This is a genomic window from Stenotrophomonas sp. LM091 (assembly GCF_001806305.1).
GTDB classification, from domain to species: Bacteria; Pseudomonadota; Gammaproteobacteria; order Xanthomonadales; family Xanthomonadaceae; genus Stenotrophomonas; species Stenotrophomonas bentonitica_A.
Genome location: NZ_CP017483.1, coordinates 1150049 through 1164544 on the forward strand (window position 1 = coordinate 1150049; position 14496 = coordinate 1164544).

Annotated in this window: 7 protein-coding genes and 1 pseudogene; 3 read left to right on the top strand and 5 right to left on the bottom strand. The window is 69.0% G+C overall.

What is annotated here, in order from left to right:
* Positions 1-64: 64 nt before the first annotated feature.
* Both BIZ42_RS05085 and mrcB read right to left on the bottom strand, forming a co-directional pair.
* Positions 65-591 (bottom strand): annotated as a pseudogene (locus tag BIZ42_RS05085) (hypothetical protein).
* The gene (gene mrcB / locus BIZ42_RS05090; protein WP_070425753.1) at positions 588-3047 is read right to left on the bottom strand and encodes a penicillin-binding protein 1B; all 2460 of its coding nucleotides are present in this window, start codon (positions 3045-3047) and stop codon (positions 588-590) included. The pseudogene BIZ42_RS05085 and the gene mrcB overlap by 4 nt, the downstream one beginning before the upstream one ends.
* 96 nt (positions 3048-3143) lie before the next feature.
* On the opposite strand from mrcB, the gene BIZ42_RS05095 reads away from it, so the two are divergent.
* On the top strand, positions 3144-5243 hold the full coding sequence (locus tag BIZ42_RS05095) for a glycosyltransferase (protein WP_070425754.1): 2100 nt from the start codon (positions 3144-3146) through the stop codon (positions 5241-5243).
* On the opposite strand, the gene BIZ42_RS05100 is transcribed toward BIZ42_RS05095, so the two are convergent.
* Complete coding sequence (locus BIZ42_RS05100) at positions 5240-6805, bottom strand: hypothetical protein (RefSeq protein WP_070425755.1); 1566 nt, start codon at positions 6803-6805, stop codon at positions 5240-5242. The genes BIZ42_RS05095 and BIZ42_RS05100 overlap by 4 nt on opposite strands.
* A gap of 29 nt (positions 6806-6834) precedes the next feature.
* A complete protein-coding gene (locus tag BIZ42_RS05105) occupies positions 6835-8988 on the bottom strand; it encodes a bifunctional (p)ppGpp synthetase/guanosine-3',5'-bis(diphosphate) 3'-pyrophosphohydrolase (RefSeq protein WP_070425756.1) in 2154 nt (717 codons plus the stop codon).
* Positions 8989-9119: 131 nt separating this feature from the next.
* Here BIZ42_RS05105 and BIZ42_RS05110 point away from each other — a divergent pair, with 131 nt between their 5' ends.
* Positions 9120-9632 carry a hypothetical protein gene (locus tag BIZ42_RS05110; protein WP_070425757.1) on the top strand — a complete coding sequence of 171 codons (513 nt, stop codon included), beginning with the start codon at positions 9120-9122 and terminating at the stop codon, positions 9630-9632.
* 45 nt (positions 9633-9677) lie between these two features.
* Here BIZ42_RS05110 and hrpA read toward each other — a convergent pair whose 3' ends face one another.
* Positions 9678-13781: an ATP-dependent RNA helicase HrpA gene (hrpA, locus tag BIZ42_RS05115; RefSeq protein ID WP_070425758.1), complete on the bottom strand. Its 4104-nt coding sequence runs from the start codon at positions 13779-13781 to the stop codon at positions 9678-9680.
* 96 nt (positions 13782-13877) lie between these two features.
* Between hrpA and BIZ42_RS05120 the strand changes: the two genes are divergently transcribed.
* Positions 13878-14429 carry a Dps family protein gene (locus tag BIZ42_RS05120; RefSeq protein WP_019185151.1) on the top strand — a complete coding sequence of 184 codons (552 nt, stop codon included), beginning with the start codon at positions 13878-13880 and terminating at the stop codon, positions 14427-14429.
* Positions 14430-14496 lie beyond the last annotated feature (67 nt).

Consider the following 14496-nt stretch of genomic DNA (forward strand, 5'->3'; position numbering starts at 1 on the left):
AATGATAAAGGGTGCCGGTCGATGCCCGGCGCTACGCCGTCACGCATCCGCTTTCGCGCTGCCCTCAGTAACGCATGATCCCCGGCACCGTGCAGCCTTCCAGCTGGGCATGCGCCGAGGCGGCATTCTCTTTTTCCCCCGGGCCAGGCGAGACTGTTCGATCGTCGCCCAATGGCGACGGCACAGCGGGCCGGTCTTGGAGCCCAGCTCGACCGACTTGCGGGCGAAGGTTTCGGCAGCCGCCCACTCACCCTGCAGCAGCGCGATTTCGGCGCGGTCCTGCAGCACCGAGGGATCCGAGGCCATGATCGCCAGCGCCTGGTCGAGCGCGGCCGCGGCCCCGGCCAGATCATTGGCCTGGCGGCGGGCCAGCGCGGCCTGGCGCAGATCTTCCACTTCACTGTCGCGCAGTGGCTGCACGGCCAGTTCCTTGTCATCGTTGCCGGCGGCGGCATCCACGGCCGCCAGGCGCTGGGCCGGCGTAGTGGTATCGACGGGCGCCTTCACCACCGGCGGCGGGGTGACGCAGGCGGCCAGGGCCAGGCAGAGCGTGGCCAGCGAAGCGGAACGGATCAGGAGTCGGGTGGTCATGCAGGCTGGCCTTGATCAGGGTTGACGGGCGGGGGGGTGGCCGGTGCATTCTGCGCCGGTTCGGGGGCGGGCTCGGGCTTCTTCTCCAGGCCGAACCAGCTGCGCCAGCCACCGCCTTCGCTCTGCTCGCCGCCCTCGCCTTCGGGCAACGCGCTCGGCGCGGCGCACGGTACATAGGCAGGGGTATACCCCACCACGAACGGGAAACGACGCGCGCCCGGGCAGCCTTCATCGGTGGTGGCGGTACCGCTGGCCTCCACGTACTGCCAGTCCAGGCCCTTGTTGCTCACCTTCAGGGGCGCGCTCGGCAGGCGCTGGAAGATGCCCGACCAGACCCGCATCGAGCCGGTCGCGCCATACAGCCCGGCCTGCTGATTCTGGTCATTGCCCATCCAGATCACCGCCAGGTGGTCGCCGGTGTAGCCGGCGTACCAGCTGTCGCGACCATCATTGGTGGTGCCGGTCTTGCCGGCCGGCTGCAGGCGGCCCAGCCCATCGGCGTTGAGGCGCTGCGCGGTACCGCTGGCCACGACCTGCTGCAGGCCGATGCTGATCAGGTTCGCGGCGATCGAGTCGCCCTCCTGCGCCGGCGCCGGGGTCTTGTCGTAGCGCTTCATCAGCTTGCCCTGCGGATCGAGCACGCCACGCACCGCATGCAGCGGCTGGATTTCACCGCCGGAGGCCAGGAACTGGTACAGCTGGGCCATCGCATACGGGCTCTGATCGGTGGAGCCCAGGATCACCGCTGGATTGGGGTCGGCCTTGATCCCGGCCAGGACGTGGATCAACTGCGTAACCCGCTCCGGGCCGACCTGCATGCCCACCCGCACCGTGGCCTGGTTGTAGGAATGGGCGAGTGCGTCGATCAGGCGGACCGTGCCGTGACTGCGGTTGTCCGCGTTGCCCGGCGACCATTGCTTGCCGCGACTGAGCTGTACCGTCACCGGGGAATCGTCGACCCAGCTGGACAGCGAGTAGCGGTCCGGCTGCGCCAGCGCCAGCAGGTACACGAATGGCTTGAGCAGCGAACCCACCGGACGCTGCGCCTCGATGGCGCGGTTGAAGCCCGGCTCGGACACTTCCCGGCTGCCCACCACGGCCAGCACATCGCCGTTGTGGACGTCGGTCAGGACCAGGCCGGCCTGCAGCTCGGGGCGACGCTTGCTCTCCAGCGATTTGATCGTCCTGGTGACCGCACCTTCGGCATACGCCTGCGCCGACGGTGCCATGCCGGTCATCACGCTCAGCCCGGCGCCCTGCAACACGGACTCGGGATAGTCGTGGCCAAGCTGGCGGCGGACCAGATCCACATAGGCCGGGAAGCGGTTGGCCGCGATCAGCCCCGGCGTCTTGGGGACACCCAGCGGCGCTTCGACGGCACGCTTGTACTCGGCATCGTCGATCAGATTGGCTTCGCGCAGCTTGCCCAGCACGAAGTTGCGGCGGTCCAGCGCGCGTTCGGGATTGCGGCGCGGGTCGTAATAGGACGGGCCCTTGACCAGGCCGATCAGCAGCGCGACGTGCTCGGTGTTGAGCGAAGCCAGATCACGGCCGAACCAGAATTCCGCACCCGAGGACATGCCATGGATGGCCTGGCTGCCGCGCTGGCCCAGGTAGACCTGGTTGAGGTAGGCCTCCAGGATGGTGCGCTTGTCGTAGCGCGCCTCCATGATCAGCGCGTACAGCACCTCGTTGAATTTGCGGGTGACGGTCTGCTCTTTGCCGATCCCGAGCAGGCCGCTGCGGGCCAGCTGCTGGGTCAGCGTCGAGGCACCCTGGCGGCTCTGGCCGCCGGAGCGCACGGTCACCCACACCGCGCGGGCGATACCGCTCAGATCGATACCGTGGTGGCGGCTGAAATCCTTGTCCTCCACCGCCTGCAGGCCGGTGACCAGCAGCTCGGGGGTTTCCTCGATGCGAACCAGCCGGCGCTCTTCCTGCTTCTGGCCGTACAGCGTGGCGATACGGGCCGGATCCAGGCGCGCGGCCTTCAGGGCCTTGCGGCTATCGGGATCGCGCAGCGAGGCGATCGACCCGCCGGACAGGCTCAGCTCGACGCGGCGCGGGGCGACCCGGCCATCCACATCGTTGTAGCCACGGCTGGAAATGACGAAGCGCCCGCCTTCCTGCGTGTACGTGGCCGGCGACTTGCCGATCCCGTCATCGCGGTAGGCCGACGCCGCCAGCTCGGTCTTGAGCGTGGCCGCATCCATGGCCACACCCGGCGCCAACGCCAGTGGGCGCGCATAGACACGGGTGGGAATCTGCCAGCGCAGCTCGCCGAAGCGCTGGGTGACCTGTTGGTTCAGGTACACCGTATAGGGGATCAGGAAGCCCAGCCCCAGCGCGACAGCCGCCATGCCCCAGGTGATCAACCGGCGCCGCCACAGCGGGCCGCGGCTTTCGGTGTCGTCGTCGAACTCGTCGATGTCGTCGGAATCGTAGCGTCGGGGCACGGGGATGCGAGAATATGAAGTCCGGCGAGTCTAACGCAGCCACCGCGAGCGGCGCGTTCTCCCGGGTTCCCCCGCTTAAGCTGGAGTTGCAACGGGATGTCGATGTCCTTGGCCGATGCTCGCTATTTCCTGAACCGCATGCTCGGCCTGTTCCGTCGCAGTCTGGCCAGTCTGCGCACCCGGGGCTGGCGCGCCACCTGGCAGCGCATCCGGGTCCATACCCAGGCCGTGCCCGCCCCGCGCGGCGCACCGCTGTTCCTGCCGGAGGCCACACCGTTCGCGCCGTTCACGGTCCCGGCCAGCGAGCGCCCGGTGGTCAGCATCATCATTCCGGTCTACAACCATGCCGGCCACACGCTGGCCTGCCTGCGGGCGCTGGCGGCCCACCCGCCGCAGGTCGACTGCGAGATCCTGGTGGTGGACGACGGCAGCAGCGACGAAACCACCGCCTGGATGCCGCAGGTCCGCGGGCTGCGCTATGAGGTGCGGCCAACCAACGGCGGATTCATCGAGGCCTGCAACGATGGCGTGGCCCGCTCGCGTGGCCAGTACGTGGTGCTGCTCAACAACGACACCGTGCCGCAGCCAGGCTGGCTGGATGCCCTGCTCGCCACCTTTGCGCGGGTGCCGCGTGCCGGCCTGGTCGGTGCGCAGCTGCTCTACCCCGATGGCCGCCTGCAGGAATCCGGTGGCGTGATCTTCCAGGACGGCAGCGGCTGGAGCTATGGCCGCTTCGAGTCACCCGAGGATCCGCGCTACAGCGCGCTGCGCGATGCCCACTACTGCTCCGGTGCGGCGTTGATGATCCCGCGCGCCTTGTGGGACCAGCTCGGCGGCTTCGATCTGCGTTACAAGCCCGCCTACTACGAAGATACCGACCTGGCCTTCGCCGTCCGCGAAAGTGGCCATCGGGTGCTGGTGCAGCCCGCCAGCCGCGTCGTGCATGACGAGGGCACCAGCAACGGCACCGATACCGGCAGCGGAGTCAAGGCCTACCAGGTCCGCAACCGCGGGGTGTTCGCGGCGAAGTGGGCCAAGGCGCTGGAAGCGCAGCCGAGCGTGGGCAGCGTGCCCTCACCGGCCCTGCTCCATCGCGCCCAGCGCCAGGTCCTGATCCTGGATGAAGAAGTGCCGCAGCCGGACCGCGACTCGGCCTCGCTGCGCCAGTACAACCTGATCCGGATGCTGCTCGACGAGGGCGTCCATGTGGTGTTCGTGCCGACCCGGCGCGAGCATGCCGGCGCCGCCACCGAGGCGCTGCAGGCGCTGGGCGTGGAGGTCTGGTACGCGCCCTACCTCGACGGCGTGGCATCGTGGCTGCGGGCCAACGGCGCCCGCTTCGGGGTGGTGATGATGGTGCGCTATCACGTCGCCCACGAATGCCTGCCGCTGCTGCGCAGCTTCGCGCCGCAGGCGCGCACCGTGTTCGACACCGTCGACCTGCATTACCTGCGCGAGCGCCGCGGCGCTGAGATCGCCGGCGACGCCGGCCTGCTGCGCAATGCCGAGCGCACCCGCGCACGCGAGCTGGCGGTGATGGAGCAGGTCGATGTGACCGTGCTGGTCAGCGCAGCCGAACGCGAGCAGCTGCGCATCGATGCGCCGGGCGCGACAGTGGAACTGATCTCCAACCTGCATGAAGTTGCAGGCGCGGGCCCCGACTGGGCCGAGCGTCGGGACCTGGTGTTCGTCGGCGGTTTCCGTCATCCGCCGAACCTGGATGCCATGCAGTGGTTCATCGGTGAGGTCTTCGCGCGCATCCGCGCGCAGCTGCCCGATATCCGGTTCCACTGCATCGGCGCAGCCGTGCCCGATGCGCTGCGCGAGCTGGCCGCGACCCAGCCCGGTGTGGACATCCATGGCTTCGTGCCGGACGTGGTGCCGTACATGGACGGCGTGCGCATCGCCGTGGCGCCGCTGCGCTTCGGCGCGGGGGTCAAGGGCAAGGTGAATCTCAGCATGGCGCACGGCCAGCCCGTGGTCGCCACCACCTGCGGCGTGGAAGGCATGCACCTGCGCGATGGCGAGGATGTACTGGTGGCCGATGATGCCGAGGCGTTCGCCCAGGCCGTGGTCCGGCTGTACCAGGATGAGGCCCTGTGGCGCCGGCTCTCCACCGCCGGGCTGCAGAACATCGTGGACCACTTCTCGCTGGATGCCGCCCGCGCCACCGTACAGCGGGTGTTCCTGGCCTAGGCTCCCGCGCCGCCACCGGCACTGCGCAGGCGTTCGGCAAATGCCGGCAGCTCGGGCAGGTCCGGCTGCCAGCGGCGCGCCTGCACCAGCGCCTGTTGCGCGAAGGTGATATCGCCCGAGCCAAGCCGCTCACTGCCGATCGCCAACCAGCGCTGCGCCAGCCGGCGCCTTGCCGCAGTCTGGCCTGCGTCGCTGGAGGACAGGGTCTGCCAGGCCTCCAGACAGGCTCCGGCCCCTAGTACCCGGTTCTCGCGCAGGCGATCCTCGAAACACTGCCGGCTCGCTGGCAACAACCGCTGCGCCGCCGCGCGAACACGCGGGTCCTGCGGCGCAACCCCCTGGGCCTCACGCAGCGCGTCGTAGGCACTGCGGCCGGGGGGATCCAGGAAATTGCCACGGCCCTCGGCCTCTTCCAGGCGCGTGAGCAGGCTCTGCAGCGTGCGTTCGCGCTGCGCCCGCGGCACCGCCGGGGTCTTCAACGCGGCCTGCGAACGACGCGCCTGCTCGATGGCATGCCGCGCCGTCTCCAGCGCGCGCGTGGAAGCGCCCAGCGTTTCAGCCTGCTGCACCGCCTGGGCCGCTTCGTCGAAGCGGAAATTGCCGGCCAGCCGCGTCGCACGCAAGAGCTGCGCATCGGCCACCTGCTGCTGGCCGCGGTGTGCGGCAGGATCGTCGGGCAAGGCGGCAAGCACCGCGGCGAAGGCCTCCGCCGCAGTCTCCAGTTTCTGTCGGCGCAGCGCGGCTTCGCCTTCGCGCTGGCGCCGCTCCAGCGCGTTGTTCAGTGCCTCCTGGGTGGCCGGCAGATCGACATGTCCGGCGTCGAAGCCCCGGGCACTGCGCACGCGTTCGGCCGCGCGTGCAACATCGCCGCGGCCGGCCGCCGTGCGCGCCTGCTGGAGGAGGTCGGACAGCGCATCCTCACGCCCTTCCAGCGCACGCACCTGGTTGGGCGAGAGCGTGAGCACCTGCTGGAACAGCGGCAGCGCGCTGTCCGGGCTGCCATCGAGCCGTTGCGCCTGCAGGGCCGCTTCGGCGCGGCCGAGCAAGGCGCCGATCCCCGCGCGTGCCTGGTCGTGCGCGCGCAGCTGCTGCGCCACCGCGTCGGCTTCGCGCTGCGGTACCTGCAGCTCGCGCGCCAGGGCCAGCGCTGTCGTCGCGGCCGCCGGGTCGCCGCGTTCCAGTGCAGCACGCGCCTGCTGCAGTGCCGCCTGGCCGGTACGGGCCAGGCCGGTGCGTGCCTGCAGCCGGTCGTTGTCCAGCGCCAGCGCTGCTTGATAGGACTCACGTGCGCCGCTGCCGTCGGGCAGGGTCAGGCGGCCTGCGGCCAGCGCGCGATCACCCTGGTCGAGCAGCTGCTCGATCTGCGGTTCATTCCAGAACCAGTTCGCCAGCGGCCGGCGCAACAGCGCCAGGGCCACGAACAGCAGCACGGCGATCAGCAGCGCCCAGCGCCAGATGCGCTTGGCGTGGCGCGCCTGCACCCACCACCAGCGCCCCTCGCGGCGCACCCGCCGCAGCGCCTCATGCGCGGCATCATGCCTGTCATCGTCGTCCCGGCTCATGCCGCGAGCCTAGCGTGGGGCACGTGAGCTCAGCCTAGACGCCGGGCTTCGCTGACGCCGGGCAGTGCGTCCAGCTTGCCCAGCAGGGTGGAAAGCTGCCCGTAGTCGCTGACCTTCAGCCGCAGCCGCAGGTGCGCCCGGCCGCTGTTGCGGACGTTGTCGCTGTGGATGTCCAGGACGTAGGCATCCTCCTGCGCGATCAGGTTGGTGATGTCCTTGAGCAGCCAGCGCCGGTCGACCGCATCGACCACCACGTCCACTTCATAGCCACCGCCGGCCTGGCCCCACTCCACGGGAAGAATGCGCTGAGGGCTGGCTGCGGCCAGCCGGGCCAGCGCCGCACAGTCGGTGCGGTGCACGGTGACGCCACGCGCCCGCGTGAGGTAGCCGACGATCGGTTCGCCGGCCACCGGCTGGCAGCAGCGGGCCAGCTGCACCAGCAGGTTGCCCACGCCCTGCACGGTGAAGTTGGCACTGCGCACGCTGTCGCGCCGCGCCGTGGGCCGCGGCATCGCCGGCACCGCCGGCTGGCTGGCGGCCCGTTCGGCTTCCAGCAGCGCGCGGCTGACCTGGTTCGGCCCGGTGTCGCCCAGCGCGACCTGGATATAGAGATCGTCGACGCTGTCGGCGTGGAATTTCTTCACCGCGATGGCAAGGTCGGCATGCTGCAGGCCGAGCCGCTTCAGCTCGCGCTCGAGCAGTTCGCGGCCGGCCTGCACATTGCGTGCGCGGTCCAGCTTGTGGAACCAGCCGCGCACCTTTTCACGCGAGCGGTTGCTGGCCAGGAAGCCACTGGAGGCCAGCAGCCAGTCCCGCCGGGGGTCGGCCTCCTTGCCGGTCAGGATCTCGACGCGGTCGCCGCTGCGCAGCCGGTAGGTCAACGGCACGATGCGGCCATTGACCTTCGCGCCGCGGCAACGGTGCCCGACCATGGTGTGCACGTGATAGGCAAAATCCAGCGGCGTGGCGCCCTGCGGCAGGTCCATCACCTCGTCCTTGGGGCTGAGCGCGTAGACCCGGTCCTCGGTCAGCTCGGCATCCAGCGCGCCGGCCAGCTCACCGCCGTGCCCCTCCTGGGATTGCTCCAGCAACTGGCGCATCCAGGTGATCTTGCGGTCGAAGGCCTTCTCCGCGCCCTTGCTGCCTTCCTTGTAGCGCCAGTGCGCGGCCACGCCGAGCTCGGCCTGGGCGTGCATGTCGTGGGTCCGGATCTGCACTTCGATGGTGCGACCTTCCGGGCCGACCACGGCGGTATGCAGCGAGCGGTAATCATTGGCCTTCGGGCGCGCGATGTAATCGTCGAACTCGCTCGGCACCGGCGCCCACAGCGCGTGCACCACGCCCAACGCGGCGTAGCACGCGGCCACGTCGTCCACCATCACGCGTACCGCACGGATGTCGTAGAGCTGCTCGAACGCCAGCCGCTTCTTCTGCATCTTCCGCCAGATGCTGTAGATGTGCTTCGGCCGGCCGCTGACCTCGGCGCGGATGCCCTGCGCCAGCAACTCGCGCGACAGCGCCTTTTTGACGGCCTCGACATAGCGCTCGCGCGCCAACCGGGTTTCGTCGACCTCGCGGGCGATGCGGCGGTAGGTCTCCGGTTCGAGGTGGCGGAACGCCAGGTCTTCCAGCTCCCACTTCAACTGCCAGATGCCGAGCCGGTTCGCCAGCGGCGCGTGGATGTCGCGGGTGAGCTGGGCCAACGCGCGCCGTTCCTCCTCGGGCAGGCGATCGGCACCGCGCATGCGGGCCAGCTGGCGGGCGAGCAGGATCGGCACCACGCGCAGATCGCGGATGATCGACAGCAGCAGGCGACGCAGCCCCTCGCTGTTGCGACCGGCCTCACGCCCGGCATGCAGGGCCCAGACCTGGTCGGCCGCGTCCAGCCCGTCCAGCAGGCCGACCACCACCGGCTTGAGCGCACCGACCGGCAACGCGTCCAGCCCGGCGCGCAGCCACGGCAGATCGAACAGCAGGGTGGCCAGCAGCGCCGACTCGTCGGCCGACAGCAGCGACAGCGCATCAAGCGTGTCGGCCAGCACCGGCCAGCCCGCGCGCATTTCCTGATCGGCCTCGGGCTGCTGCCAGCGCTGCAGCAACGCCTCGCGCAGTTCGGTCGGCAGCGAAGCCACCGAGGGTCGGTTCAACAAGGCATCCAGGCCGGGGGCAGAAGCGCGGTTCACAGCATCGTACAGACAAGACAGAGGCCATCTACACTAGCGCCGCAGCGCCCCCCGACAATCGCCGTCGCCTGCATGTGCACATGCCCGGGCGCTGGCACTACACTGCGGCCATCCCTAGGAGAGACCCTGCCATGCGCTTTTCCCGTCTGCGGTTGTTGGCCTGCGCGGCCATTGTGATGAGTGTGTCGCTGCCGGCGCTGGCCCAGCGCGTGGTGGAAGGCGATCTGCAGCAGCAGATGTCGCCGGCCGAGTTCAAGGCGGCCGGGCTGGAGAAACTCACACCGCAGGAACTGACCGAGCTCAACAACTGGCTGCAGGGCAAAGTGGCCGCCCTGGCGGCCGACGCACGCGAGCAGGCCCGCGAAGAGGGGCGCCAGGAAGTCATCGTGAAGAACCACGGTTTCTTCGATTTCGGCACCAAGGAGCCGATCAAAAGCACCTTGACCGGTGCATTCCGCGGCTTCGGCAAGGGCCAGCGTTACGTGCTCGCCAACGCGCAGGAGTGGGAGCAGATCGACGACGCCCAGGTCGGTGGCGTCCGCCGCCAGTCGCCGGAGGTCAGCATCGCTCCCGGCCTGGGCGGCGTGTGGTACATGCAGGTGCAGGGCGTCAACACCCGCGCCAAGGTCCGCCGCGTCAAGTAATCCGCACCCGGTTCCCCGTGCCGCACCGGCACGGGGGTTGCCGGATCAGGCCTTCTGCAGCGCGGCCACGCGCTGGGCCAGTTTCTTGGCCGAAATGCCGGTACGCGCCCCGAGCTCCTGGGCGAACAGCGACACCCTCAGCTCCTCCAGGTCCCAGCGCAGGTCCTGCCACTGCGGCCGCTGGCGCAGGCCGCGCGCGTCGGCCTGCGCCAGCGCCTCCACGAACGGACGCAGCTCGAGCATGCGGGCCTGATCACGCGGTGGATCGCGCTTGGCACGCTCGGTGCGCAGGATCATCGCGCGCAGATAGCGCGGGTACTGCGCCAACGCGTCGGCCGGCGTGTCACGCAGGAACCCGGGATGGACCAGCGCGGCAAGCTGCTGCTCCATGTCATCGAGGTTGCCACGCGCCCACCCCATCAGCGGCGCTTCCAGCTGTGGTTTGAGCTCGGCCACGTGGGCGAGGATGTTCTCGGCCAGCTTCAGGCGCGCCATCGCCTCACCGAACAACGCCTTGCCCGCCTCGGCACTGCGTTTGGCGAACGCGGCAGGGTCGCGGATATCACCCAGCCCATCGGCCAGCACGGCATTCATCGCCGCGTCGACCAGATCGCCCCGCAGCCGCTCCTGCGATTCGATCGCGGCGTACAGCAGCCCGGTCTTGGGCGGCACCGGCAATTGCTTGCGCGCCTGCTTGGCCTTGTCGGCCAGCGCGATCTCCATCAATCGACGAACCCCGAGCGGGTGCTGCTCGAGCGCTTCGTTGCGGTCGGCGAAGATCTTCAGCGCTGCGGTCTCGCCCTGATCGACCAGCGCCGGGTACGCCGGCACGCCGGCTTCGCCGGGCACCTGCAGCGGGATCGGGGTGGCCGGGAAATCGCGTAGCCCTTCCGCGGCCAGCGCACGCCCTGCGCGTGCGGCGAAGGCCTCACCGGCCTTGTCGCCGAAGCGCGCGCGCAGCGCCTCCAGATCGCGCGAGGTCGCCAGCACCTTGCCGCCCGCATCGCGCAGGCGCAGGTTCATGCGCAGGTGCGGCTCCAGCGAGGCTTCGTCGAAATCGGTCGCGGCCAGCTTGGCACCCGTCGCGCGCGAGAGGAACCGCGCCAGTTCGCCCCGGATGTCATCGGCGGTCGGTTCGGCGAAGGCCTCGGCAAATGCGCGGCCAAAGTCCGGTGCCGGCACATAGTTGCGGCGCATCGCCTTGGGCAGGCTGCGGATCAATGCGGCGGCCTTGTCAGCGACGAAGCCCGGCGCCAGCCATGACAGCCGCGCCGGATCCAGCGCGTTGAGCAGGTGCAGCGGCACCTCCAGCGTCACACCATCTTCCTCGGCGCCGGGTTCGAAGGTGTAATGCAGCGCCAGCCGCGCATCGCCCAGCGGCAGGTACCTGGGATAGCGCTCGGCATCGCTGCCTTCGCCCGGCAGCAGATCGGCCAGCGTCCACGACAGCGCCCGGCGCTTCTCCGGCGCCAGTGCTTTCCACCAGGTATCCAGGCCCATCGCCGAATGGATCTCGGCCGGAATCCGGTCCAGGTACCAGCGCGCCTGCCAGCCTTCATCGGCGACGATACCGGCGCGGCGCAGCTTGGCTTCTTCCTCGCGCGCCTGTTCCAGCACCTTGAGGTTGTCGGCGACGAAGCCGGCCCGGGTGTTGATCTCGCCGGTCACCAGGCCCTGGCGCACGAAGATGTCATGCGCCTCGCCTGGCGCGATGCGGCCGTAATGCACCGGTTTTTTCGGGGCCAGCACCAGCCCGAACAGACTGATCTGCTCCGAGGCCAGCACCTGGCCCTGCGCGCGCGACCAGTGCGGATCGAAGTGCTTGCGCAGCAGCAGGTGCGGCAGTTCGTTGATGACCCAGTCCGGCTCGATCGCCGCGTTGGTCAACCCCCAGATCTTCTGGGTGTCCAGCAGTGTTGCAGTGAGCAGCCACGGCGGCGGCCGCTTGGCCAGGGCCGAGCCCGGGAACGGCAGGAAGCGACGCTGGCGTGGCGCCAGGAAATCGCCCTTGTCGCTGCGATGGCCGATCTGCGTGGGCAGGCCGGCGATCAGCGCGCGGTGCAGGGTCTGGTACGCCGCGGCGCGCACCTTGTCGCTGAACGCGCTGCGTGCCTCGGGATCGGCACCGTTGCCGGGTGCCGCCTTGGTCTCGACAAGCGCCGGTTCGGACTTCCCTTCGCGGGCAAGCCGCGCGGCACGGTGCTGCTGGCCACGCGTCGCCTTGATCCTGGCCTCGTCATCGCGCGCCGGTGCCGGTGCCGAGGAACCGGCCAGCAGCGGCGCCAACGAGGTCTCGGCCGGCTCTTCATTCCAGCCCAGTTCTTCGCACAGCACGCGCAGTTGGCGATGCAGTTCCCGCCATTCGCGCATGCGCAGGAAACCAAGAAAATGTCGCCCACACCAGTCGCGCAGCTTGGACTGGGTGAGGTCTTCGTGGGCCTGGCGGTAGCCGTCCCACAGGCGCAGCACGCCGACGAATTCCGAGCGCCCATCGGCGAACAGCGCATGTGCGTTGTCCGCGGCGGCGCGCGCTTCCGGTGGGCGCTCACGCGGGTCCTGGATGCCCAGGAACGAGGCGATCACCAGCATCGGCCGCAGGCAGCCCTGTGCCTGCGCGGCGACCAGCATGCGAGCCAGTTTCACGTCCACCGGCAGGCGCGCCATCTGGCGCCCGATCGGGGTCAGGCGGCGCTCGGCATCGACCGCACCCAGCTCACCCAGCTGCTGCCAGCCATCGGCGATGGCGCGTTCGTCCGGTGCTTCCAGGAACGGGAAATCCTCGATCCTGCCCAGGCCCAGCTGCAGCATCCGCAGGATCACCCCGGACAGGCTGGAGCGGCGGATTTCAGGATCGGTGAACTCCGGGCGCGACTGGAAATCCGCTTCGGAATACAGCCGGTAGCAGATGCCTTCGGACACGCGGCCACAGCGGCCCTTGCGCTGGTTGGCGCTGGCCTGCGAGACCGCTTCGATATGCAGCCGGTCCAGCTTCTGGCGCGGGCTGTAACGCTTGATGCGGGCGAAGCCGGGGTCGATTACATAGCGGATGCGCGGCACCGTCAGCGAGGTTTCCGCGACGTTGGTGGCCAGCACGATGCGCCGGTTGCTGCCCGGGTTGAACACCAGGTCCTGGTCCTTGACCGACAGCCGCGCATACAGCGGCAGCACATCCGTGCCGCGGTACTTGCGCCGCTCCAGTGCCTGGTGCGCATCGCGGATTTCGCGCTCGCCCGGGAAGAACAGCAGGATGTCGCCGCGCGGGTCGATGCGGGTGATTTCATCCACCGCCGCGACCACCGCATCATTCACGGTGCGCTCGCCATCGCGGCCACCGTCGGCGTCTCCGCCGCCCTCGCCTTCCAGCGGGCGGTAGCGCACGTCCACCGGGAAGGTGCGGCCTTCCACGCTGATCACCGGCGCATCATCAAAGTGCTGGGCGAAGCGCGAGGTATCGATGGTCGCCGAGGTGACGATCAGTTTGAGATCCTGGCGCTTCTTCAGCAGCTGCTTCAGATAGCCCAGCAGGAAATCGATGTTGAGGCTGCGTTCGTGTGCCTCGTCGACGATGATCGTGTCGTAGTTGGACAGCCAGCGGTCACTGCTGATCTCGGCCAGCAGGATGCCGTCGGTCATGAACTTGATGCGGGTATCGTCACCGACACGGTCGGTGAAGCGCACCTGGTAACCCACGGTGGTGCCCAGTTCGGACTGCAGCTCCTGCGCGACACGCGTGGCCACCGCACGTGCGGCAATCCGCCGCGGCTGCGTGCAGCCGATCATGCCGGCGGTGCCACGGCCGGCGGCCAGGCACAGCTTGGGCAGCTGGGTGGTCTTGCCCGAGCCGGTCTCACCGGCGATCACCACGACCTGATGGTCGCGGATCAGCGCGGTGATGGCCTCGGCTTCACGCGCAATCGGCAGCTGCTCGTCCAGAGTGATGGCCGGCTGATTCAGCGCACGCGCTTCACGGCGCTGCACGGACGCCTGCAAGGCCTGCTCGAACGCCGCCGCCAGCCCCGCATCCGCCGGTTTGGCCCGCCAACGCGAGAGCATCCCCAGCAAACGACCGCGGTCGCGGCTCATGGCCCCGTTGATCGCGGCCTGCTGCTGGGCCAGGCGTGCTGCATGTGGTTTTTCGATAGCGCTCATCAATCGATTCGTTTAGAACTTTTGTTTACTACTGAAAGGGTAGTCTGATCTATTGTGAAGGCCATCCGATTCATCCCATCCATAAGGAGTTCTCCCATGGCGAAGACGACCAAGACCCCGGCAAAGCCCAAGACGGCCAAGCAGAAACTCGGCGCGGCGGCCCCGTCGGCCCCGAACATTGATATCGGGATCAAGGAGGGCGATCGCAAGAAGATCGCCGATGGACTGTCGGCCTTCCAGGCAGATGCGTTCACGCTCTACCTGAAGACCCACAACTTCCATTGGAACGTGACCGGGTCGATGTTCAACTCGCTGCACACCATGTTCGAGACCCAGTACACCGAACAGTGGGCCGCCCTGGACGACGTCGCTGAACGCATCCGTGCACTGGGCTTCAACGCCCCGGGCTCCTACCGCGAATTCGCGGCCCTGACCTCGATCGCCGAGGAGCCGGGCCTGACCGACAGCGCGGACTGGCGTGAAATGGTACGCCAGTTGGTCACCGCCAACGAGGCTGTGTGCCGCACTGCCCGGAAAGTGCTGGATGTGGCCGACGATGCCGATGACGCACCGACCGAAGATCTGATGACCCAGCGCCTGCAGACCCACGAAAAATACGCCTGGATGCTGCGTTCGCTGCTGCAGTAATCCCCTGGGGGCCTTGCCCCCGCGGGATTTCCAAGGTTGCGCTGCGGCGCGCCCCCCTTGACTCAAG

Coding starts and splice junctions, on each gene's coding strand:
- BIZ42_RS05095 (WP_070425754.1), top strand. CDS start 3,144: ATGTCGATGTCCTTGGCCGATGCTCGCTATTTCCTGAACCGCATGCTC.
- BIZ42_RS05100 (WP_070425755.1), bottom strand. CDS start 6,805: ATGAGCCGGGACGACGATGACAGGCATGATGCCGCGCATGAGGCGCTG.
- BIZ42_RS05110 (WP_070425757.1), top strand. CDS start 9,120: ATGCGCTTTTCCCGTCTGCGGTTGTTGGCCTGCGCGGCCATTGTGATG.
- hrpA (WP_070425758.1), bottom strand. CDS start 13,781: ATGAGCGCTATCGAAAAACCACATGCAGCACGCCTGGCCCAGCAGCAG.
- BIZ42_RS05120 (WP_019185151.1), top strand. CDS start 13,878: ATGGCGAAGACGACCAAGACCCCGGCAAAGCCCAAGACGGCCAAGCAG.